We start from the raw sequence: 20,873 nt of genomic DNA, 5'->3' as shown, positions 1-20,873 counted from the left end.
GTTCGCCGCTCGTGTACCCCGAAGGGCCTTACCGCTCGACTTGCATGTGTTAAGCACGCCGCCAGCGTTCGTCCTGAGCCAGGATCAAACTCTCCGTTGAAGACTCACAACCACACCCCCGAAAGGGTGCAATCAGATCAAAAACTAGAGTCCGAAAACCTAGCAAAACAATCGCCAGCAAAAGCTGACAAAAAATGCCCGACCCTCCACACGGGGAGTGCAAGAGCCGGAACCAAAAAATATTTGGCACTGACATTCATCGACACACTATTGAGTTCTCAAAGAACACACGCACACACCATCGCCCGGTGTGAACCGATTGATCGGTGAAGCAACTTTTCCAGCTTAGCTCAGCCGTGAACCCAGTCGCAAACCGGGGTCGCGTTCAAGCCAGTGTGATCGTCAGGCGCTCCTCGTACTACCTCGTTTCCCTGGCCTCTCGCTCAGCGTTTCCGCTCAGCTCCTGGGCCCCGGGTCGGTGTCCGTGTCGCTCTGACTTGGAATAAGTTACGTGTCTGCGTGAACGATGTCAAATCGCCTGGTCAGTACGCATTTTCGTGAAACCGTTGCGTAACGTGCCGGCGACGAAGATCGAATCGGCGCTCAATCCCCGGCGCCGACCCGCACTACGTCGCCGCCCAACGCCTGCAGCTGCTCGACGAAGTTCGGATACCCGCGATCGATGTGGAAGACGTCGTGCACTTCGGTGGTCCCGTCGGCGACCAGTCCCGCGAGGACCAAACCCGCGCCGGCCCGAATATCCGACGACCACACCGGAGCGCTCGACAACCGCGGAATCCCGCGCACCACCGCATGGTGCCCGTCGGTACGCGCGTCGGCGCCGAGCCGGATCATTTCTTCCACGAAGCGGAAGCGGGCCTCGAAGATGTTCTCGGTGATCATCGAGGTTCCGTCCGCGATGGACGCGAGCCCGATGGCCATCGGCTGCAAGTCGGTCGGGAAACCGGGGAACGGCAGCGTCGAGAAGTTCACCGCACGCGGACGCTCGGCCTGGATCACGCGGAAGCCGTCCTGCTCGAACGAGATGCGCGCCCCCGCGGACCGCAGCTTGTCCAGTACCAGCGACAGATGCTTGGGGTTCACGCCGGTGACGCGGATGTCCCCGAGGGTCATCGCGGCGGCGATCCCCCACGTCGCGGCCACGATGCGGTCCCCGATGACGCGATGGGTGGTCGGCGACAGGCGCTCGACCCCCTCGATGGTGAGCACCGAGGTGCCCGCGCCGCTGATTCGCGCGCCCATCCGGACGAGCATGTTGCACAGGTCGACGATGTCGGGTTCGCGCGCGGCGTTGTCGATCACCGTCTCCCCTTCGGCGAGCACCGCGGCCATGAGGATGTTCTCGGTCGCGCCGACCGAAGGGAAGTCGAGGCGGATCCGGGCGCCTTGCAGTTCGTCCGCCTTGGCCACCACGCAACCGTGCTCGATCTCGCTGGTCGCGCCGAGCAAGCGCAGACCGGCCTGGTGCATGTCGAGCGGACGGGAGCCGATCGCGTCACCGCCGGGCAGCGCGACGACGGCGCGCTTGCACCGCGCCATCAACGGACCCAGTACACACACCGACGCGCGGAACTGGGTCACCGCGGGGAAGTCCGCGTGATACTTCGGTTCGGCAGGCGTCGTGATGGTGACCACCCCGCCGTCGATGGACACGTCGCAGCCGAGACCGCGCAGCACATCACCCATCAGTGGCACGTCGAGGATGTCCGGGCAGTTCGTGATCGTGGTCGTGCCCTCGGCCAGCAACGCAGCGGCCATCAGTTTGAGGACGCTGTTCTTGGCGCCCCCCACCGTGACCTCACCGACGAGTCTGTTTCCGCCGGTAACCAAAAACCGTTCCATGCCGCCTCTCCGCGTATTCGGCGCACTGTTGGTGCAAGGATAGTTGGGGCGGCGCACTACGGTGCCGCCTCTCCACGACTCCCCTCGCCTCCGAACGTTTTCGCTGTTCGAGCGAGTGCCGCGGGATGGGCGTTCTGCGGCCGACGGGGTGGAGGCCCCGTTGCCTTGCTGGCCATACCCGGTGATCGCTCGGCTAGTCGCCTCCGGTGCCACGCGATCAGTCGCTCGGCCGTTCTCCGCCGGGTTTCCACAGGATATCGCCGCCGGGATTGGCCACCCGACTCAGGATGAACAGCAGGTCGGACAGGCGATTGAGGTACTTGGCCGGCAGGATGTTCGTGTCCTCCGGATGGGCCTCGATCGCGGCCCACGCCGAGCGCTCCGCACGCCGGGCGACCGTACGGGCGGTGTGCAGCAGGGCCGCGAGCGGAGTACCGCCGGGCAGGATGAACGAATTCAGCGCGGGCAGTTCGGCGTTGAACTCGTCGCACCATGCTTCGAGCCGGTCGATGTAGGGCTGGGTGACTCGCAACGGCGGGTACTTCGGCTCCGCGACCACGGGTGTGGAGAGGTCTGCCCCGGCATCGAACAGGTCGTTCTGTACCCGGCGCAGCACCGCGAGCATTGTTCCTTCCGCTCCGCCGAGGGCGATCGCCACACCGATCGCGGCGTTGGTCTCATCGCAGTCGGCGTAGGCGACCAACCGGGGGTCGGTCTTCGCGACCCGGGAGAAGTCGCTCAATCCCGTGGTCCCGTCATCGCCGGTCCGGGTGTAGATCCGCGTCAGATGCACGCTCACAGCACCACCCTAACGGGCGCGGCGGGAAGCAGTCCGCCAAGCGGCCGAGCGCGGGTGTTACAGGCCCGGCATCCGCCGGGTGCGGTCGGACGGGCGGGACTCCACCCAGGAGAGGAAGGCGGTCAGGGAGTCGCGATCCAGCGCCAGCTCGAAATCGCCCGCGCGGTCCGCTACCGCGATCACAGCGATGTCGTCGGTCATGATGTCGAATTCGTCGCCGCGCGGGCCGCGGCGGTCACCGATCTCGATACCCTGACGCCCGATGGTGGAATCCGGGCCGAGTTTCAGGCTGGTGAGTTTGAAGAAGACGAGACGATCCTCGTCGTAACGGATCAGTCCGTGCCGCCACCCTTGCCCCCCACGAGCGGGGAGGACGCGCAGAATCGCGGCGGTTCCGCCGCGGCGCAACATGATCAGGCGGTAAGTCGAGGCGAGCGCGAGGAACACGAGCGTGAGCACCAGAATGATCAGCAGAACCATCCCGGTGTGCAATGCCGTTCGTCCCTTCGCTCGCGCCACCATGTCTTCGACACGGCATTCGATTGGCGGTGATCACAGGCTCTTCGTTGGTGCGCAGGCTTCCGCCTCCGACCCTGATGCTCACACCGCGTGCGGCCATTCAACCACGGCCGCGAGTTTACAAATGGCCCGGCCGTGTCCGACTCGCCTGAAAGACGCTGTCGGCGGTGAAGGAACCCTTCACCGCCGACAGCGATTGCTCTCGATGACAGGTTGTTCGCTTACACGTTCGCGTTCTGTTCGACCGCGCGCACCCGGGCCTGAGCGGCCTTCTGCTGCTCGTCGCTGGCCTCCGAGTCGGCCAGTACCCGGCGGGCCGCCTCGAGGTCCACCTCGTCGGCGAATTCCGCCGACTCGGCGAGTACCCGAACCGAGTTCGCGGTCACCGAGAAGAAGCCCCCGTGGACCGCGGCGACGATGCGCCGACCGTCGGTGTCCACGATCGTCACGGTGCCGCCCTCGACCAGCTGGCCGAGCAACGGCTCGTGCCCGGCCATGATGCCGATCTGGCCCTCGGTGGTCTGCGCGCTGACGAACGACGCCTGGCCGGACCAGAGCAGTCGCTCGACCGCGACGAGATCCACTGACATTTCCGCCATCGGTGACTACTTTCCGAGGATCTTCTTCGCGGCCTTCTCGACATCGTCGAGACCACCGCAGCTGTTGAAGGCCTGCTCCGGGTAGCTGTCGAACTCGCCCTTGCAGACCCGATCGAAGTCATCGATGGTCTGCTCCAGCGGCACGACCGAACCCGGCTGACCGGTGAACTTCTCGGCCACGATGAAGTTCTGGCCGAGGAACTTCTCCAGACGACGGGCACGACCGACGAGGACCTTGTCCTCTTCCGACAGCTCGTCCATACCGAGGATGGCGATGATGTCCTGCAGTTCCTTGTACTTCTGCAGGATCCGCTTGACCTCGTTGGCCACCCGGAAGTGCCGGTCGCCGACGATCGAGGCCTCCAGGATGCGGGAGGTCGAGGTCAGCGGGTCGACGGCCGGGTAGATGCCCTTCTGCGAGATCGGGCGGGAGAGCTCGGTCGTCGCGTCCAGGTGGGCGAAGGTGGTCGCCGGCGCCGGGTCGGTGTAGTCGTCGGCGGGCACGTAGATGGCCTGCAGCGAGGTGATGGACCGACCACGGGTCGAGGTGATGCGCTCTTGCAGCTCACCCATCTCGTCGGCCAGCGTGGGCTGGTAACCGACGGCGGAGGGCATGCGGCCGAGCAGGGTCGACACCTCGGAACCGGCCTGGGTGAACCGGAAGATGTTGTCGATGAACAGCAGCACGTCCTGGTGCTGCACGTCGCGGAAGTACTCGGCCATGGTGAGGGCCGAGAGGGCGACGCGCATACGGGTGCCCGGCGGCTCGTCCATCTGACCGAAGACGAGGGCGGTGTCCTGGAGGACGCCCATCTCCTCCATCTCCAGGTGCAGGTCGGTGCCCTCACGGGTGCGCTCGCCGACGCCGGCGAACACGGAGGTACCGGAGAACTCCCGTGCGATACGGGTGATCATCTCCTGGATCAGAACGGTCTTGCCGACACCGGCGCCACCGAACAGACCGATCTTGCCGCCCTTCACGTACGGGGTGAGCAGGTCGATGACCTTGATGCCCGTCTCGAGCAGCTCGGTCTTGCCCTCGAGCTGGTCGAACGACGGCGGCTTGCGGTGGATGCCCCACTGCTCGCCGTCGCGGCCGAGGCCGGGGGTGTCCAGGCAGTCGCCCAGCGCGTTGAAGACGTGGCCCTTGACCACGTCACCGACCGGCACCGAGATCGGCTTGCCGGTGTCGGTGACGGTGGCGCCGCGGACCAGACCGTCGGTCGGCTGCATCGAGATGGTGCGCACGATGCCGTCGCCGAGGTGCTGGGCGACCTCGAGGGTCAGGGTCTTGGCCACCGAGGTCAGGGCGATCTCGGCGTGCAGAGCGTTGAACAGCTCGGGAATGGCTCCGCGCGGGAACTCCACGTCCACGACGGGGCCGATGACCCGGACGACGCGGCCTGCGGCGCCGCCGGTCCGGCTCGTGTTGTCTTGAGTGACAGCTGCGGTCATTGGTGTTGGTTCTCTCCGTGTCGATGTGCGGCCTTCGGGGGCCTTACTACGTGCCCGTCGCTCAGGCCGCGTATGGCGCTCAGTCGCGGTCCGAGCTCGACGCCAGCGCGTTCACGCCGCCGACGATTTCGCTGATTTCCTGCGTGATCTGGGCCTGACGCACCGAGTTCGCCTCGCGCTGTAGCACGCTCGCGAGTTCGTTGGCGTTGTCGGTGGCGGCCTTCATTGCGGTGCGCCGAGCCGCGGACTCGGATGCCGCTGCCTCGAGCAACGACGCGTAGATACGCGTATTGACGTACTTCGGCAGCAGCGCCGCCAGCAGCACATCGGCGTCGGGCTCGAATTCGTACTGGGCGTGGACGTCGGCGGTCGGCGAATCCGACACCATGTCCTCACCCAGGTCGAAGTTCTCGTCGACGTAGCTCACCTGGATGGGCGCCAGCCGGCGCACCTCCGGGGTCTGCGTCAGCATCGACACGAAGCGCGTGTAAACGACGTGCAGCTCATCGACACCTGCGATGTCACCCGTCCCGTTCGGAGCGGGAACCGCCCCGTCGGAGCCGACCATGAAGGCGTCCACCAAGTGGTTGCAGGCGGCCGAGGCATCGGTGTACTTCGGCTGCTGCGAGAACCCGGTCCACGCCGACACGTACGGGCGGTCGCGGAAGGCGTAGTACGTCAGGCCTTTGTTGCCCATGACGTAGAGCACCGGCTCCTTGCCTTCGTCGCGCAGGGTGGTCATCAGCTCTTCGGCGCGCTTGAGCACGTTCGAGTTGTAGCCACCGCACATGCCGCTGTCGCTGGTGATGACCAGCACGGCGGCCCGACGCGGGTTGGGGCGCTCGGTCAGCAGCGGGTGCGAGAGGTTCTTCGACGCGCTCGCCAGCTCGCTGAGGACCTTGGTGATCTCCTCCGCGTACGGCTTCGCCGCCGCGACCCTGGCTTGCGCCTTGGAGATTCGCGAGGTCGCGATCAGCTCTTGGGCCTTGGTGATCTTCTTGATCGAATTCACACCACGAATGCGGGAGCGCAATTCACGCAAACTTGCCATCAGCGGTTCACACTCCCTTCATTCCCTGCGTTGGATTGGCGGCATTCGCGGGGCACCAGGTGGTCGCGTACGCGTCCTCCTTCGTGCCCCTCGCTCCTGCCGCGGATCGAATAGCGCATTGCGAGCTCGCGTTACTTCTCGACGTGCTTGCGGGTGACCGACAGCGACTCGACCTCTTCGTGGTCGAGCTGGCCCGCGTCGGCCTCGTTCACCACGGGAGTGCCGTCGGAGGTGAGGAAGGTCCCAAGGAACTTCTTGGTGGCCGCCTCGATCTGCTCGGCAGCCTCGCCGTCGAGCACCTTGCCGCCCTCGATCGCCTTGAACGCGTCGGCGGCGCTGCGGTGCAGCTCCTCGAGCAGTTCGGCGTTGAAGCGGCGGATGTCGCCGACCGGGATCGCGTCGTAGTGGCCACGGTCGACCAGGTAGATCGAGATGATCTGGTCCTCCACCGGCACCGGCGAGTACTGGTCCTGCTTGAGCAGCTCGACCCAGCGGGCGCCGCGCTCGAGCTGAGCCAGCGAGGCCGCGTCGAGGTCGGAGGCGAACGCGGAGAACGCCTCCAGCTCGCGGTACTGCGCCAGCTCCAGGCGCAGCGAGCCCGCCACCTTCTTCATGCCCTTGGTCTGGGCGGCGCCACCGACGCGGGAGACCGAGGTACCGACGTTGATCGCCGGGCGGACGCCCTTGTTGAACAGGTCGGACTCGAGGAAGACCTGACCGTCGGTGATAGAGATGACGTTGGTGGGGATGAACGCCGAGATGTCGTTGGCCTTGGTCTCGATGATCGGCAGACCGGTCATCGATCCCGCACCCAGCTCGTCGGACAGCTTCGCGCAACGCTCCAGCAGCCGGGAGTGCAGGTAGAAGACGTCACCCGGGTAGGCCTCGCGGCCCGGCGGGCGACGCAGCAGCAGCGAGATGGCGCGGTAGGCCTCGGCCTGCTTGGTCAGGTCGTCGAACACGATGAGCACGTGCTTGCCCTGGTACATCCAGTGCTGGCCGATGGCCGAACCGGTGTAGGGGGCCAGCCACTTGAAGCCGGCGGAGTCGGAGGCCGGGGCGGCGACGATGGTGGTGTACTCCAGCGCGCCGTGCTGCTCCAGCGCGGCCTTCACGCCCGCGATGGTGGAGCCCTTCTGGCCGATGGCGACGTAGATGCAGCGCACCTGCTTCTTGGGGTCGCCGGACTCCCAGTTGGCCTTCTGGTTCAGGATCGCGTCGATGCAGACCGCGGTCTTACCGGTCTTGCGGTCGCCGATGATCAGCTGACGCTGGCCGCGGCCGATGGCGGTCAGCGCGTCGATCGCGGTGATGCCGGTGGCCAGCGGCTCCTCGACCGGCTGGCGCTCCAGCACGGTCGCGGCCTGCAGCTCGAGCACGCGTTGTTCCTCGGACTCGATCTCGCCGAGACCGTCGATCGGCTGGCCGAGCGGGTTCACCACGCGACCGAGGAAGTTGTCGCCGACCGGAACCGAGAGCACGTCACCGGTCCGGCGGACCTCCTGGCCCTCCTCGATCTCGGCGAACTCGCCGAGGATGACCGCACCGATCTCACGGTCCTCGAGGTTCAGCGCGACGCCGAGCACGCCGCCCGGGAACTCGAGCAGCTCGTTGGCCATCGCCGAAGGCAGGCCGCTGACGTGCGCGATGCCGTCACTGGTGTCGGTGACCACACCGACTTCTTCGATGGAGGTCTCGGGGGTGTAGCTCCGGGTGTAGCTCTCGATCGCGCTACGGATCTCGTCGGAGGAGATCGTCAGCTCCGCCATGTTCTTCCTGCTCTCGCTGTCTGGGTCTGGAATGTCGGGGGTGGTGGAAGCGCGCTAGGCGAGTGCCCGGCGCAGCTTCTCCAGTCGGCCGATGGCGCTGCCGTCGATCACGTCGTCACCGACGCGCACCACGACTCCGCTCAGCAAACTCGGGTCGACCTCGATGTGCACCGTGGTCGCCTTGCCGTAGATGCGCCGCAGGGAGGCGGCCAGCCGGTCACGCTGCTGTTCGGTGAGCCCGATGGCGGCGCGCACATGCGCGACGATCTGATCGCGGCGAGCCGCCGCGAGGTCGGCCAGTTCGTCGAAGGCGGCGCCGATACTCGTCCGCTGCCTGGTCACCACCTGCTCCGCCAGGGTCAGGGTGATGGCCTCCGTCTTGCCCGCGAGCAGCCCGTTGAGCAGCTCGCGCTTGGCCGAAGCCTGCTGCGACCGATCCGACAGCGCCTGATCCAACGCCGAGTTGTCGCTGATGATCCGGCCGAGCCGGAACAGCTCGTCCTCGACCGCTTCGAGCCGGCCACGCTGGGCCGCCGACTCCAGCAACGCCTCCTGGCCGAGCAGCACCAGAGTGGCCACCAGGTCGGAGGTGCGCGACCAGTTCTGGGCCACGGCGGTGGTCAGCACTGCCAGCGTGGCAGCGCTGACCTTGCCGCTGAAGACCCGCTCGCAGAGTTCCGCGCGCGCGGAACCCGGCACCGACACGTCCGCGAGCGCCACACGCAGCGAACGCTGGTCGTCCAGCACGGCGACAACGGCGAACAGTTCCGACCCCGTCGTGGCCGCGGCACTGTCGCTTCCGGTCAGAGCGGCCCGAAGCGCCTCCCGAGACCGGGCACTGGCCTCGCGGCTCGCTGCGTACATGCTTCTCACTTTCGCGTCGTTACCTTCCGACCCCGATGCCTGCGTCCGTCTGGTCGAGCTCATCGAGGAACCGGTCGATCGAGGAGGCCTGCTTGGCCTCGTCCGAAACCGACTGTCCGATGATCTTCTCGGCCAGATCGACGGCCGTGCGGCCGACTTCCGAGCGCAGCTCGGTCAGGATCTGCTGGCGCTGGGCTTCCAGCTGGGTGTGGCCCGCCGCGATGATGCGGTCGGCTTCGGCCTGGGCCTCCGAGCGCATCTGCGCGAGGATCTCCTGGCCCTGGGTGCGCGCGTCCTCACGGATGCGAGCGGCCTCGAGCCGGGCGTCGGCCAGTTGCTGCTGGTACTGCTGCAGGGTGAGCTGAGCTTCTTCCTGCGCGGCTTCGGCGCGTGCGATGCCGCCTTCGATCTTCTCGGAACGCTCGTCGAGTGTCTTCATCAGGCGCGGAACCACGTACTTGTAGAACAGGATTCCGATGATGACGACGCAGACGATCGACCAGACGATGTCGTACGTTTCGGGGACGAGAGGATTCACTTCCTCTCCCTCCGCCGCGGCGAGCAAAACTGACTCGTACATCGGAATCAGAAAATGAAGCCGGCGACGAGACCGATGAGGGCCAGGGCTTCGGTGAACGCGATACCGAGGAACATGTTGGTACGGATGGTGCCCTGCAGCTCAGGCTGGCGCGCGATGCCCTCGATGGCCTTGCCGACGACGATGCCGACGCCGATGCCGGGGCCGATGGCGGCGAGACCGTAGCCGACGGCGCCCAGGCCCTTGAAGGTGCTCTCGTTCGTCGCGGCTTCCTGGGCCAGGTAAGCGAGGCTCATGAGTCTTCCATTCCCTTTCTGTTGCTCACCCGCCGGTCGGCGTGGTGCAGCAGGTTTCCGGTATTAGTGTCGGTCAGGTCAGTGATCGGCCGCGTGCTGTGCGAGTCCGATGTATACGGCGGTCAGCAGCGCAAACACGTAAGCCTGCAGGAAGATGACCAACAGTTCGAAGAGCGTGAATCCGAGTCCCGCGATCAGCGAGAACGGCGAGAACACCTTCATCCACGCGGCGGCGTCGAACAGGAAGAACCAGGTCGCGCTGAAGAACAGCACCAGCATGATGTGGCCGGCCAGCATGTTCGCCATGAGTCGGACGGTCAGCGTGAACGGTCGCAGGATGAAGGTCGAGACGAACTCGATCGGAATCAGCAGCACGTGCAGCGCGGGGGGAACATTCGGAACGACGATGCTGCTGCGCATGTAGGTCAGGAAGCCGTACTTCTTGATACCGACGTAGTTGAACGCCAGGTACGCGACGACGGCCAGCACCAGCGGCATGCCGATTCGGGCGTTCGACGAGATGTTCAACCCCGGGACGACGCCGGAGAAGTTCAGGAAGAGGACCGTGAAGAAGATCGTCGCGATCAACGGGAAGTACTTGCGCCCGGTTTCCTTGCCGAGGACCTCTTCGCAGATCTGCTCCTTGACGAAGACCAAACCGATTTCGGCGACATTCTGCAGGCCGCGCGGCACGATCCTCGGCGAGCGGAAGGCCAGCAGCATCACGCCGACCAGAACGAACGACATCAGAATGCGGATCAGCATCAATCGATCGAGTTCGAACGGTGTTCCCTCGAACAGCACAGCTGGAGGGAAGAAGTCGGTAAGCGACGGCGCGTGGAACTCGGCCGCCAGAGTGGTGACGCTCAGCGTTCTCTCCCGTGTTCGGGCCGCGGGTACGGTCATTCCCGCGGTTCGATCGGACATTGACGATCAATTTGGTCGACTCAGGTCGGCTCGAAGTTCGTCAGCAGCTGGGCGGTGGTTTCATTTCCACCAGGCGTCTGTACGTGTGTCGGCGACATTCGTCGACATGCAGAACCGGAACAACCCCTGGGAGCCCGGCACGGCAGTAAGCATAGCGGCCCAGGCGGTGGATCTCGGCGGTGACCCCTCATCGATCCTCGACTTGGTCGCTTGCTTACCAACACTTTACCAAGTCATCTACGACAGCGTGTAGGGGGTGGGTGTTTTCGTTACTCCCGAGTATCTGGAGCGCTCTGGGCGTCGGTCGTCGTCACGTACGGAACCTTCTGCCGCACAACCCCGTACGTCTCCGCGCCGAGCACGATGACCAGGGCTCCGACGACCGTGAGGAACAGGACGACCCGGTCGTAGAAGTCGAACCGCTGCAGGATCGCGACGACGATCAACGCCACCAGCACCTTGCCCACCCAGCTGACCAGCATGATCAGTCCGGCCGTGCTGGGCGGCAGTTTCGCGCCGAACAGCACGACGGCCGCGGTGGTGAGGATGAAGCCGCCGCCGATCGCGGCGCCCAGCAGCGCACCCCACACTCCGGGAATGCCCGCGACGGCCGCGCCGAGCGCGACGGCCAGGACCACCAGCACCCCCAGGCCGATCAGTCCGTAGCGCAGCGCGGACCGCAGCGGCGCATCGGGGCCGGGGACGGGTTCGGGTGTGAAACTCACAGCCGCCGACTTTACCCGGACGCCGATCCGTCCCCCGCCGGGTCCCCACGCCGCAGCCCCGGAATCGCGGTGATCACCAACGCGAAAACCAACCCGCCCGCCATCAGCAACACCACGAGCGTGCGATCCATCAGCGAGGTGCCGACCGCGCCGAACGCGAGCACACCGACCCACAAATAGATCAACAGCACGACGCGGCGGTGGGAATGGCCGATCTGCAGCAAGCGATGATGCAAGTGCATCTTGTCCGGCGTCGAGAAACTCACGCCCGCCCGGACCCGGCGCACGATAGCGAGCAACAAATCGAGCACCGGAATGAACATCACCGCACCGACCAGCAACAACGGGGAAAGCAGACCGACGATGTCGCGCGGGCCGTAACCCTGCAGGGGGATTCGGCCCGAAGCGCCGGTCGAGACCGCGGCGAGCATCAATCCGATCAGCATCGAGCCGGAGTCACCCATGAATATGCGGGCGGGCTGGAAATTGTGCGGCAGGAATCCCAGGCATCCGCCCGCCAGCGCGGCGGCCAGCAGCGCGGGCGGGTAGGTGTCGACCGAGCCGCCCTGCTCGTTCATCAGGCCCAGGCAGAACACGAAGACCGCCAGCGCCGCGATCAGGCCGAGGCCCGCCGCCAGACCGTCCAGCCCATCGACGAAGTTCATGGCGTTGACCAGCGTGACAGTGACCGCGACGGTGACCAGGCCGCCCTGCAATCCGTCCAGCACGACCGTGGTGTTGCTGAACGGGTTGTAGACGACGTACCAGCCCAACCCCATGACCGCCATCACGCCCGCCGCCGTGACCTGCCCCGCGAACTTCGTCAGCGCGTCGAGGCCCCAGCGGTCGTCGACGATGCCGACCAGCACGATGACGGTGCTCGCCACCAGCACGGCGATCGGGATGTTGGGTTTGTAGTCGAACCCACTGCGCAGCGCGGGTAGCTGGTGGGCGAACAGCACCGCGGCGACCACACCGATGTACATGCCGACGCCACCCATGCGCGGAATCGGCTTGACGTGCACATCGCGGTCACGCGGCACGGCGACCGCGCCGAAGCCGATCGCCAGCACCCGCACTCCGCCGGTGGCCAGGAACGTCACCACCGCCGAGATCAGCAGGACGACGAGCAGCTCGCGCAGGGGGACGACAGCGCTCGAACCCATCATCCGAGCTGCTGCGCGGCGCCGCTGAGCGCTTCCGGCGACATCCCGAGCACCTCGGCGATGTCGGCGACGGACACCGCGCCCACGCGCAGGACCCGCGGCTGATCGGCGGTCAGATCGACGATCGTGGAGGCGACCGCGTGCTCGGCGGGCCCTCCGTCCAGGTAGACACCGACCAGCTCGCCGAGCTGGTCGCGTGCCTCGGCCGCGGTCGTCGCCGGCGGCCGGCCGGACACGTTCGCGCTGGACACCGCCAGCGGGCCCACCTCACGCAACAGTTCGAGAGCGACCGGGTGCAGCGGCATACGCAGCATCACCGTCCCACGCGTGTCACCGAGATCCCACGCGAGCGAAGGAGCTTGCTGCACAACCAGACTGAGACCGCCGGGCCAGAACGCCCGGATCAGCTCGCGCGCCTGGGGACGCACCGAGAACACCAGTCCGTCGATCGTGTGCCAGGAGCCGACCAGCACCGGCACCGGCATGTCCCGGCCGCGGCGCTTGGCCGCGAGCAGCGAGCTCACCGCCGTGGAATCGAACGCGTCGGCGGCCAGGCCGTACAGAGTGTCGGTGGGCAGCACGACCAGCCGTCCGGATTTCAGGGCGCTGGTGGCCGCGGACAGTCCGGCGGCGCGCGAGTCGGGATCCGCGCAGTCGTAGACGGTACTCACGCCGACCATCCTGGCATCTGTGCCGCCTCTCCGGGTATTCAGGCCGTACTAGTGGGGTGACGCGGGATACACGTTCAGTGCGGAGCAGCCCGCGGGTCAGGTGTGGATGGCGGCTACGAAGCGGGGTTTGCCTGCCAGGTCGGGGTGCTCGACGACGTCGGTGAAGACGCCGGTGGCGGTGAGGAGAGCGGCTACGCCGGAGCCGTTGGTGTCGTCGTGCTCGATGGCGGTGGCACCGCCCGGCCGCAGCAGTCTGGTGATGTTCGGGATCATCCCGCGGATGACGTTCAGCCCGTCGGGGCCACCGAACAGGGCGACGGACGGATCGTGCTCGGCCACCTCGGGGTCGAGGTGCGCGCCCTCCGGGATGTAGGGCGGATTGGACACCACGATGTCGACCCGGCCGTCCAGGTCGGTGAGCAGTCCCGGATCGGTGGCGTCGTCGGCGTAGAGCGTGATCGGGGTGTCGCCCGCGGCGATGCGGTCGTCGGCGTTGCGCCTGGCCCACACCAGTGCGGCGGGATCGAGTTCGACGGCGCGCACGTCCGCGTCGGGGCGCGCGTGCGCGACGGCCAGCGCGAGCGCTCCCGATCCGGTGCACAGGTCGACGAGGATCGGCGCGTGATCGTGCGGCAGGGCCTCCAGTTGCGCCAGCGCCCACGCGTACAGCAATTCGGTCTCGGGACGCGGCACGAAGACACCGGGGCCGACCGCGAGGTCCAGCGCACCCATCACGGCGGTGCCGGTCAAGTGCTGCAACGGGATTCGCCGCGCCCGGCGGGCCACCAACGCACGGAACTCGTCCAGCTTGTCCGGCGGCACGAGCGGGGTCAGCGCCAGCCTGGTCCGTTCCACGCCCAACACGTGCGCCGCCAAGTGCTCGGCGTCGGCCTGCGGACTGTGCACCCCGGCGGTCCGTAACGTCTCGATGGCATCGTTGATGGCGGGGCGCAACGCGACTCGGGTGGTAGACATGGCACCGACTCTGCCGGAAAGACGATCATTCCGCCGCCATACGCGCTTCGCGATCCGCCTTTCCCAGAGCATCCAGCAGCGCGTCGAGGTCGCCGTCGAGCACGGAGTCGAGGTTGTGCGCCTTGAAACCGATCCGGTGATCGGTGATCCGGTTCTCCGGGAAGTTGTAGGTGCGGATCCGCTCGGAGCGGTCCACGGTGCGGATCTGGCTGGCCCGGCCCGCCGCCGCCTCCTGGTCGGCCTGTTCTTCCGCCAGCGCCTGCAACCGCGCCGCGAGCACCTGCATGGCGCGCGCCTTGTTCTGCAGCTGGGAACGCTCGTTCTGGCAGGTGACGACGATGCCGGAGGGCAGATGGGTGATGCGCACCGCGGAGTCGGTGGTGTTGACGCCCTGTCCGCCCTTACCGGAGGAGCGGTAGACGTCGATGCGCAGGTCCGACTCATCGATCTGCACCTCTTCGATCTCGTCGGGCTCCGGATAGATCAGCACGCCCGCGGCCGAGGTGTGGATGCGGCCCTGCGATTCGGTGACCGGGACGCGCTGCACCCGGTGCACGCCGCCTTCGAACTTGAAGCGCGACCAGACACCGTCGCGGGCGGCGTCGCGGCTCTTGATCGACAGCGTCGCCTCTTTGTAACCGCCCAGGTCGGACAGGTTGACGTCGAGAATCTCGACCTTCCAGCCGTGCCGCTCGGCATATCGCACGTACATGCGGGCCAGGTCGGCGGCGAACAGCGCGGACTCCTCACCGCCTTCGCCGGATTTCACCTCGAGCACGACGTCGTCCCCGTCGTGCGGGTCGCGCGGGGCCAGGAGGTCGGCGAGGGCCTGTTCCAGTTCCTCCACCTGCCGTTCCAGATCCGGGATCTCCGCGGCGAACGCCGAGTCGTCGGCGGCGAGTTCCCGGGCGGCGGACAGGTCGTCACGCGCCGTCTCGAGTTTGCGGTAGGTTGCCATGACCGGCGCCAGCTCGGCGAACCTTTTGCCGACCCGGCGCGCGGCGCCCGCATCGTTGTGCAGCGACGGATCGGCCAGCTGCGTCTCCAGGCCCGCGTACTCGGCCAGAATGTCGTCGATGGCGGACGGTTGCGTCACAGTGCTTCCTTCTCCTGGTACCAGTCCATACAAAACACCGACGCCCGGCCTGCGCAGCAGGACCGGGCGTCGGCGAGGAAGCTACTTGGCGTCGGCCTTCTTGCCGGCACGCTTGCCGTAGCGGGCCTCGAAGCGGGCCACGCGACCACCGGTGTCGAGGATCTTCTGCTTGCCGGTGTAGAACGGGTGGCACTGCGAGCAGACCTCGACGGTGATGTGTCCCGACTCCTTGGTGCTGCGAGTCTGGAAGGTGTTGCCGCAACCACAGACGACCGTGGTGTCGACATACGTCGGGTGAATTCCTGCCTTCATGGGTGTCCTCTCGAGTTTGGTCGCCGGGTCGCCCACGCGAATTCGCGCGGAGCGTGAACCGGAACCGACTAGGCGGGAGCTCTGCTCACCTGAGCAGACGCAACGACCGTTCAGTATGCCAGAACTGCCGTTACGCTCCCAAAACGCCCCCGGCGAGTGGTTTGTTCCCGCCCTGCGTACTCCCCCGCCGTTCGCGCCCCTGGAAGTCCTGGCACGCGAATCCCCACCGACTCCGGGACCCTGAAGTCGGGTAGTCCGCTACTCAGGAATGCGAACAGATTCGTTCATAGAGTTGCGTACCTGGTGCACATCGGCGTGCCGAGACAGGAAGGAGACCCCGTGAACATCCGAATCGCGTCCGCGATTTTCGTTCTACTGACTCTCGCGGTCGCCATCGGTTTGTACGCACTTCCCGATCCGCACTATCCGGCACCGGAGAATGCCGTACACAGTCAGACTTCGGATTCCACCGCGCCCGACCCCGGCGACGAGCCCTGCGCACTGATCCTCGGTCTCCTGATCAGTGGCGCGGCCACGATCGGAATCGCTTTCTTCGCCCCGGCAACGCCGAGAGGGTCCCGCTTGTGCGGGACCCTCTCGGCCGTTGTCATGGCGACAACTGATTTGGTAACTCGTCGGGCACGCCCAGAACCCGCCGAGATGCTTTTGGTCGGCCCCGCACGCGAACTCCGCGGCACCCGACCAGTACGGCCTGAATACTCGAAGGGGCGGACGAGCCCGAGCCTATTCGTCGAGCGCGCCCGGCGCGGTCTTGCTCACCGACATCAAGAATTCGAGGTTGGTCTTCGACTTCTTCAGACGGTCGATCAGCAGATCGATCGCCTGGTGGGAGTCCAGGCCGGACAGTACGCGGCGCAGCTTGTGCAGTACCGCCGCCTCGTCGGGGCTGAGCAGTAACTCGTCCTTGCGGGTACCGGACGGGTTGACGTCCACCGCGGGGAACACGCGCCGCTCCGCGATCTTGCGGTCCAGCTTGAGCTCGGCATTGCCGGTGCCCTTGAACTCCTCGAAGATCACCGTGTCACCGGTCGAACCGGTCTCCACCATCGCGGTGGCGATGATCGTCAGCGAGCCGCCGTTCTCGATGTTGCGCGCCGCGCCGAGGAACCGCTTGGGCGGGTACAGCGCGGTGGAATCGACACCACCCGAGAGAATCCGGCCCGAGGCGGGCGAGGAGTTGTTGTACGCGCGCCCGAGCCGGGTGATCGAGTCGAGCAGCACGACGACGTCCTTACCCATCTCCACCAGGCGCTTGGCGCGCTCGATGGCGAGTTCGGCGACCGAGGTGTGGTCCGACGGCGGACGGTCGAAGGTCGAGGAGATGACCTCGCCCCGGACCGAACGCTGCATGTCGGTGACCTCTTCGGGACGCTCGTCGACCAGCACCACCATGAGGTAGACCTCGGGGTTGTTGGTCGCGATCGCGTTCGCGATGTCCTGCAGGATCGTGGTCTTACCGGCCTTCGGCGGCGACACGATCAGGGCGCGCTGGCCCTTGCCGATCGGCATGATCAGGTCGATCACGCGGGTGGTCAGCTTGTTCGGCTGGGTCTCCAGCCGCAGGCGCTGATTCGGGTACAGCGGGGTGAGCTTGCCGAACTCCGGCCTGCGCTTGGCCGCTTCGACTTCGCCGCCGTTGACCGTGTCCAGCCGCACCAGCGGGTCGAACTTCTGGCGCTGGTTGGCCTGTTCGCCGTCGCGCGGAGCGCGCACCGCGCCGGTGATCGCGTCACCGCGGCGCAGGCCGTTCTTGCGGACCAGGTTCATCGACACGTAGACGTCGTTCGGCCCGGCCAGGTAACCCGACGTGCGGACGAAGGCGTAGTTGTCCAGCACGTCGAGGATGCCCGCGACCGGCTGCAGGACGTCGTCCTCGCGGATCTCGAGCTCGCGGGCCTCGCCGCCGCCACTCTCGCGGTCACGCCCACGACGACGCTCACGGAAGCGGCGTCCGCGCCGTCCGCGACCGCCCTCTTCGTCGTCGCCGCCACGGCCGCCCGCGCTGCCGTTCTGGCTCTGGCCGCGCTCGTCCTGGCCACGCTCGCTCTGACGCTCACCTTGGCCACGGTCACTCTGACGGTCGCCCTGGCCACGGTCACTCTGACGCTCGCCTTGGCCACGCCCGCTCTGACGCTCGCCCTGGCCACGCTCGCGGCGACGCTCGCCGCCCTGTTCGGCGTCCCGCTTCGGCTCGTCGGCACGCGTTTCGGCGGGCGCGGTGTCGGCGGCGGATCGCGCCTGGTCACGGCCACGCCGCTGCCTGCCGCGGCCACGCTGGCCGCTCTCCCTGCCGGACTCCTCGGAGGTCTCGGTCGCCGTGGACGACGCCGACGCGGCGGCGGGCGCGGAATCGGCGGGGGCCGTCTTCGCCGGGGCGGGAGCCTCGGTGGGCGCAGCCGAAGCCGCGGGCGTCACGTCGAGGGTCGCCTGCTCGGCCTTGGCCGGCGCCGGCGCAGCGGGAGCGGCGGTCTTGGCGGGGGCATCGGCCTTGGCTGTTGCCGCGGACTTGGCCTCGCTCTTGGCGGGCTTTTCCGCCTTCGCTGCTTTTCCGGCCTGATTTTCCTTGATGGCGGCGATCAAATCGCCCTTGCGCATTCCGGAGGTGCCTCGGATACCGAGCTCCCCCGCAAGCGCGCGCAACTGCGGCAACAACATTCCAGTCAGCCCCGATCGTGCGACGTCGGTGTGTTCGCTCATCTTCGAAATCTGTCCGGATTCACTTTCGCGGTCGCCCGTCGGGTTCGATTCCACGCCGGGTGTCGCGAGCAGGTCCGTATCTGTCACGGAAATCCTTTCCTTCCCTCGATTGCCGTGTGCTGTGTCGAGGGTTCGTCCCGCAGCCCGGGCATTCTGCCGGACTGGGATGCGTCCGTCCGGGCGCTGTGTGCCGTATCACCTGCCCCGCCGGCCCGGCGGCTTCTCCACCATTGGTGAAAGGTGGGGGAGAGATCATTCCAGTTGCGCAGCTACGCAGCACCCCCATGGCCTGGAGGCTCGAGCCTGGAGCCTGCTGGAGCGATTGCCCTGATGAAGCACCGGCGTCTGATGCGCACGATGTACGGACTTGCCCAGGATAGCTGTCCATTGCGAATCTCGGCAAGACAGACTCGCCGTCAGTCGACCAGGACGCCCTCGGCGATTCCCGGCTCCACCACGCGCAGGCCGTCGGCCGCCGCCAGTTCGCGAAGTTCCGCTGGAAATTCGCTGGTCGCCAGAGCCAGGATGGTGGGGCCCGCGCCGGAGACCGTGGCCGCGATCCCCGCCGCGCGCAGGCGGGTGATCCAAGCGGTGGTCAACGGCAGCGCGGGAGCACGCTGAGCCTGGTGCAGGCGGTCGGCGGTGGCCGGCATCAGCAGGTCGGGTCGCTGGGTGAGTGCTACCACCGCCAGCGCGGCGCGGCTGACGTTGAACGCGGCATCGCCGTGCGCCACGATCTCGGGCAGCAGGCCGCGGGTGTGTGCGGTGGACGAGCGCTCCTCGGGGATCAGTACGACCGGGCGCAGCGCGGGATGGGCCTCGAGCCGCACCGCGCGGTAGGCACGGCCGTGGTACTCCGTCACCGGAGCCTCGTCGGCGTTGCGTTCGCTCTCGGTCCAGGAGACCACGATTCCGCCGAGCACGCTGGCCGCCGCGTTGTCCGGGTGACCCTCGAATTCCGCGGCCAGCTGGACCATTCGGTCGGCCGACGTGGCCAGCGCCGGGTCCAGCTTGCCCGCCAGGGCACAGCCCGCGGCGAGTCCGCCGACGACCGCGGAGGCCGACGAGCCGAGCCCGCGCGAATGCGGAATCACGTTGCGGCACACCACATCGAGGCCATCGGCCCACACCCCCGCCGACTCGAGGCCGCGCTCGATCGCGCGGACCACGAGATGCGAAGGGCCCCAAGGTACATCGTCGGCGCCCTCGCCCTCGACCCGGATGGTGAGCCCGGAATCCGTAGTGCGCACCTGGATCTCGTCGTAGATACCCAATGCCATGCCGAGCGAGTCGAACCCTGGGCCGAGGTTCGCGGTGGACGCCGGTACCCGCGCGGTCACGGTGAGACCTGCGGGCAGGGTCGCGGTCATGAGCTGGCTGTCGCGGGAATCCAACTCAGGCCAGCTCTAGTTCGGCGGCGACCGCGACCGGGTCGACCGAGATCGGCTGCACCTGGGGCATGCCCGACAGCGCGGTGTCGGGGTCCTTCAGACCGTTGCCGGTCACCGTGCACACCACGGTGAGTCCGGAATCCAGCCAGCCCTCCTTGCGGGCGGCCAGCACACCGGCCACGCTTGCCGCCGACGCGGGCTCGACGAACACCCCTTCGGTGGCCGCGACCAGGCGGTAGGCGTCGAGGATCTCCTCGTCGGTGGCGGCGCGGAACGCTCCACCGGACTGCTCCTTGGCCTCGACCGCGCTGTTCCAGGAGGCAGGCGCGCCGATCCGGATCGCGGTGGCGATGGTCTCGGGATCCTTCACCGGGGCGCCGTTGACCAGCGGGGCCGCCCCCGCGGCCTGCACCCCGAGCATGCGGGGCAGACCGCCGGTGATGCCGTCGGCGTGGTACTCCCGGTAGCCGCGCCAGTACGCGGTGATGTTGCCCGCGTTCCCGACCGGGAGCGCGTGCACGTCGGGAGCCTTGCCGAGCACGTCGCAGATCTCGAAGGCCGCGGTCTTCTGGCCCTCGATACGCGCCGGGTTGACCGAGTTCACCAGGCCGATGCTGGGGAAGTCGGCGGTCACCTTGCGAGCGAGCTCCAGGCAGTCGTCGAAGTTGCCCTGCACCTGGATGATCTTCGCGCCGAGCATGACGGCCTGGGCCAGCTTGCCCATCGCGATCTTGCCCTGGGGGATCAGCACGGCGCAGCTCATGCCGGCGCGCGTGGCGTACGCCGCGGCGGATGCCGAGGTGTTGCCGGTGGACGCGCACAGCACCGCTTGCTGGCCGCGGTACTTGGCGTCGGTCATCGCCACCGTCATGCCGCGGTCCTTGAACGAGCCGGTCGGGTTCAGGCCCTCGACCTTCAGGTACACCTCGCACCCGGTCACCTCGGACAGGTGCGGCGCGGGCACCAGCGGCGTACCGCCCTCATACAGCGTGACCGGCTCCCAGTCGGCCGCGCCCGCGATCCGGTCGCGGTAGGCCGCGATCAGGCCCGGCCAGCGGGAGTGCACTCCTGCCTGGGGCGCGACGCCGGTCGTAGGCCCACCCGTCTCCCGGCCGCCGCCCCTTATGGCGTCGCTGCGC

General features: G+C 67.2%; 20 protein-coding genes and 1 rRNA gene. All 21 read right to left on the bottom strand.

The window, feature by feature from the left end:
* A 16S ribosomal RNA gene (locus M8859_RS11115) occupies positions 1-100 on the bottom strand; the annotation flags it as partial.
* Between the two features lie 503 nt (positions 101-603).
* Positions 604-1,863, bottom strand: coding sequence for a UDP-N-acetylglucosamine 1-carboxyvinyltransferase (gene murA, locus M8859_RS11110; RefSeq protein WP_159930779.1), 1,260 nt, complete (start codon positions 1,861-1,863; stop codon positions 604-606).
* A 217-nt stretch (positions 1,864-2,080) separates the two neighbouring features.
* Entirely contained in the window at positions 2,081-2,662 is a 582-nt protein-coding gene (locus tag M8859_RS11105) for a cob(I)yrinic acid a,c-diamide adenosyltransferase (RefSeq protein WP_159930780.1), read from the bottom strand.
* Between the two features lie 57 nt (positions 2,663-2,719).
* Positions 2,720-3,142 carry a DUF2550 domain-containing protein gene (locus M8859_RS11100; RefSeq protein ID WP_195071584.1) on the bottom strand — a complete coding sequence of 141 codons (423 nt, stop codon included), beginning with the start codon at positions 3,140-3,142 and terminating at the stop codon, positions 2,720-2,722.
* A gap of 260 nt (positions 3,143-3,402) precedes the next feature.
* Positions 3,403-3,780, bottom strand: coding sequence for a F0F1 ATP synthase subunit epsilon (locus M8859_RS11095; protein ID WP_249644177.1), 378 nt, complete (start codon positions 3,778-3,780; stop codon positions 3,403-3,405).
* Positions 3,781-3,786: 6 nt separating this feature from the next.
* A complete protein-coding gene (gene atpD, locus M8859_RS11090; protein WP_159930782.1) occupies positions 3,787-5,235 on the bottom strand; it encodes a F0F1 ATP synthase subunit beta in 1,449 nt (482 codons plus the stop codon).
* Positions 5,236-5,314: 79 nt separating this feature from the next.
* Positions 5,315-6,286: a F0F1 ATP synthase subunit gamma gene (locus tag M8859_RS11085; protein ID WP_159930783.1), complete on the bottom strand. Its 972-nt coding sequence runs from the start codon at positions 6,284-6,286 to the stop codon at positions 5,315-5,317.
* A 131-nt stretch (positions 6,287-6,417) separates the two neighbouring features.
* Positions 6,418-8,055 carry a F0F1 ATP synthase subunit alpha gene (atpA, locus tag M8859_RS11080; RefSeq protein ID WP_249644176.1) on the bottom strand — a complete coding sequence of 546 codons (1,638 nt, stop codon included), beginning with the start codon at positions 8,053-8,055 and terminating at the stop codon, positions 6,418-6,420.
* Between the two features lie 54 nt (positions 8,056-8,109).
* On the bottom strand, positions 8,110-8,919 hold the full coding sequence (locus M8859_RS11075) for a F0F1 ATP synthase subunit delta (RefSeq protein WP_159930785.1): 810 nt from the start codon (positions 8,917-8,919) through the stop codon (positions 8,110-8,112).
* Between the two features lie 19 nt (positions 8,920-8,938).
* Positions 8,939-9,499, bottom strand: a complete 561-nt coding sequence (locus M8859_RS11070; RefSeq protein WP_159930786.1) for a F0F1 ATP synthase subunit B — start codon at positions 9,497-9,499, stop codon at positions 8,939-8,941.
* A gap of 5 nt (positions 9,500-9,504) precedes the next feature.
* Positions 9,505-9,753 (bottom strand): ATP synthase F0 subunit C, encoded by a 249-nt coding sequence (locus M8859_RS11065; RefSeq protein WP_039796339.1) that lies wholly within the window; start codon positions 9,751-9,753, stop codon positions 9,505-9,507.
* Between the two features lie 78 nt (positions 9,754-9,831).
* The gene (gene atpB / locus M8859_RS11060; RefSeq protein ID WP_500797162.1) at positions 9,832-10,659 is read right to left on the bottom strand and encodes a F0F1 ATP synthase subunit A; all 828 of its coding nucleotides are present in this window, start codon (positions 10,657-10,659) and stop codon (positions 9,832-9,834) included.
* Positions 10,660-10,949: 290 nt separating this feature from the next.
* The gene (locus tag M8859_RS11055) at positions 10,950-11,405 is read right to left on the bottom strand and encodes a Cg1360 family ATP-synthase-associated protein (RefSeq protein WP_249644175.1); all 456 of its coding nucleotides are present in this window, start codon (positions 11,403-11,405) and stop codon (positions 10,950-10,952) included.
* A gap of 11 nt (positions 11,406-11,416) precedes the next feature.
* Positions 11,417-12,574 carry a glycosyltransferase family 4 protein gene (locus tag M8859_RS11050; protein ID WP_043688213.1) on the bottom strand — a complete coding sequence of 386 codons (1,158 nt, stop codon included), beginning with the start codon at positions 12,572-12,574 and terminating at the stop codon, positions 11,417-11,419.
* Positions 12,571-13,242 carry an L-threonylcarbamoyladenylate synthase gene (locus tag M8859_RS11045; protein ID WP_159930789.1) on the bottom strand — a complete coding sequence of 224 codons (672 nt, stop codon included), beginning with the start codon at positions 13,240-13,242 and terminating at the stop codon, positions 12,571-12,573. The genes M8859_RS11050 and M8859_RS11045 overlap by 4 nt, the downstream gene beginning before the upstream one ends.
* A gap of 96 nt (positions 13,243-13,338) precedes the next feature.
* Positions 13,339-14,217, bottom strand: a complete 879-nt coding sequence (gene prmC / locus M8859_RS11040; protein WP_249644174.1) for a peptide chain release factor N(5)-glutamine methyltransferase — start codon at positions 14,215-14,217, stop codon at positions 13,339-13,341.
* Positions 14,218-14,242: 25 nt separating this feature from the next.
* Positions 14,243-15,313 (bottom strand): peptide chain release factor 1, encoded by a 1,071-nt coding sequence (gene prfA / locus M8859_RS11035; protein WP_159930791.1) that lies wholly within the window; start codon positions 15,311-15,313, stop codon positions 14,243-14,245.
* An 81-nt stretch (positions 15,314-15,394) separates the two neighbouring features.
* Positions 15,395-15,625 (bottom strand): 50S ribosomal protein L31, encoded by a 231-nt coding sequence (gene rpmE, locus M8859_RS11030; protein WP_039796334.1) that lies wholly within the window; start codon positions 15,623-15,625, stop codon positions 15,395-15,397.
* Positions 15,626-16,369: 744 nt separating this feature from the next.
* Positions 16,370-18,430: a transcription termination factor Rho gene (gene rho, locus M8859_RS11025; protein ID WP_372492900.1), complete on the bottom strand. Its 2,061-nt coding sequence runs from the start codon at positions 18,428-18,430 to the stop codon at positions 16,370-16,372.
* 329 nt (positions 18,431-18,759) lie between these two features.
* The gene (thrB, locus tag M8859_RS11020) at positions 18,760-19,713 is read right to left on the bottom strand and encodes a homoserine kinase (RefSeq protein WP_195071587.1); all 954 of its coding nucleotides are present in this window, start codon (positions 19,711-19,713) and stop codon (positions 18,760-18,762) included.
* 25 nt (positions 19,714-19,738) lie between these two features.
* Positions 19,739-20,800 (bottom strand): threonine synthase, encoded by a 1,062-nt coding sequence (thrC, locus tag M8859_RS11015; protein WP_159930799.1) that lies wholly within the window; start codon positions 20,798-20,800, stop codon positions 19,739-19,741.
* Positions 20,801-20,873: the final 73 nt, after the last annotated feature.

The sequence above is a fragment of the Nocardia sputi genome, assembly GCF_023501985.1.
The sequence above is the reverse complement of the archived record's forward strand: the minus strand, read 5'-3'. Positions and strand labels throughout refer to the sequence as shown.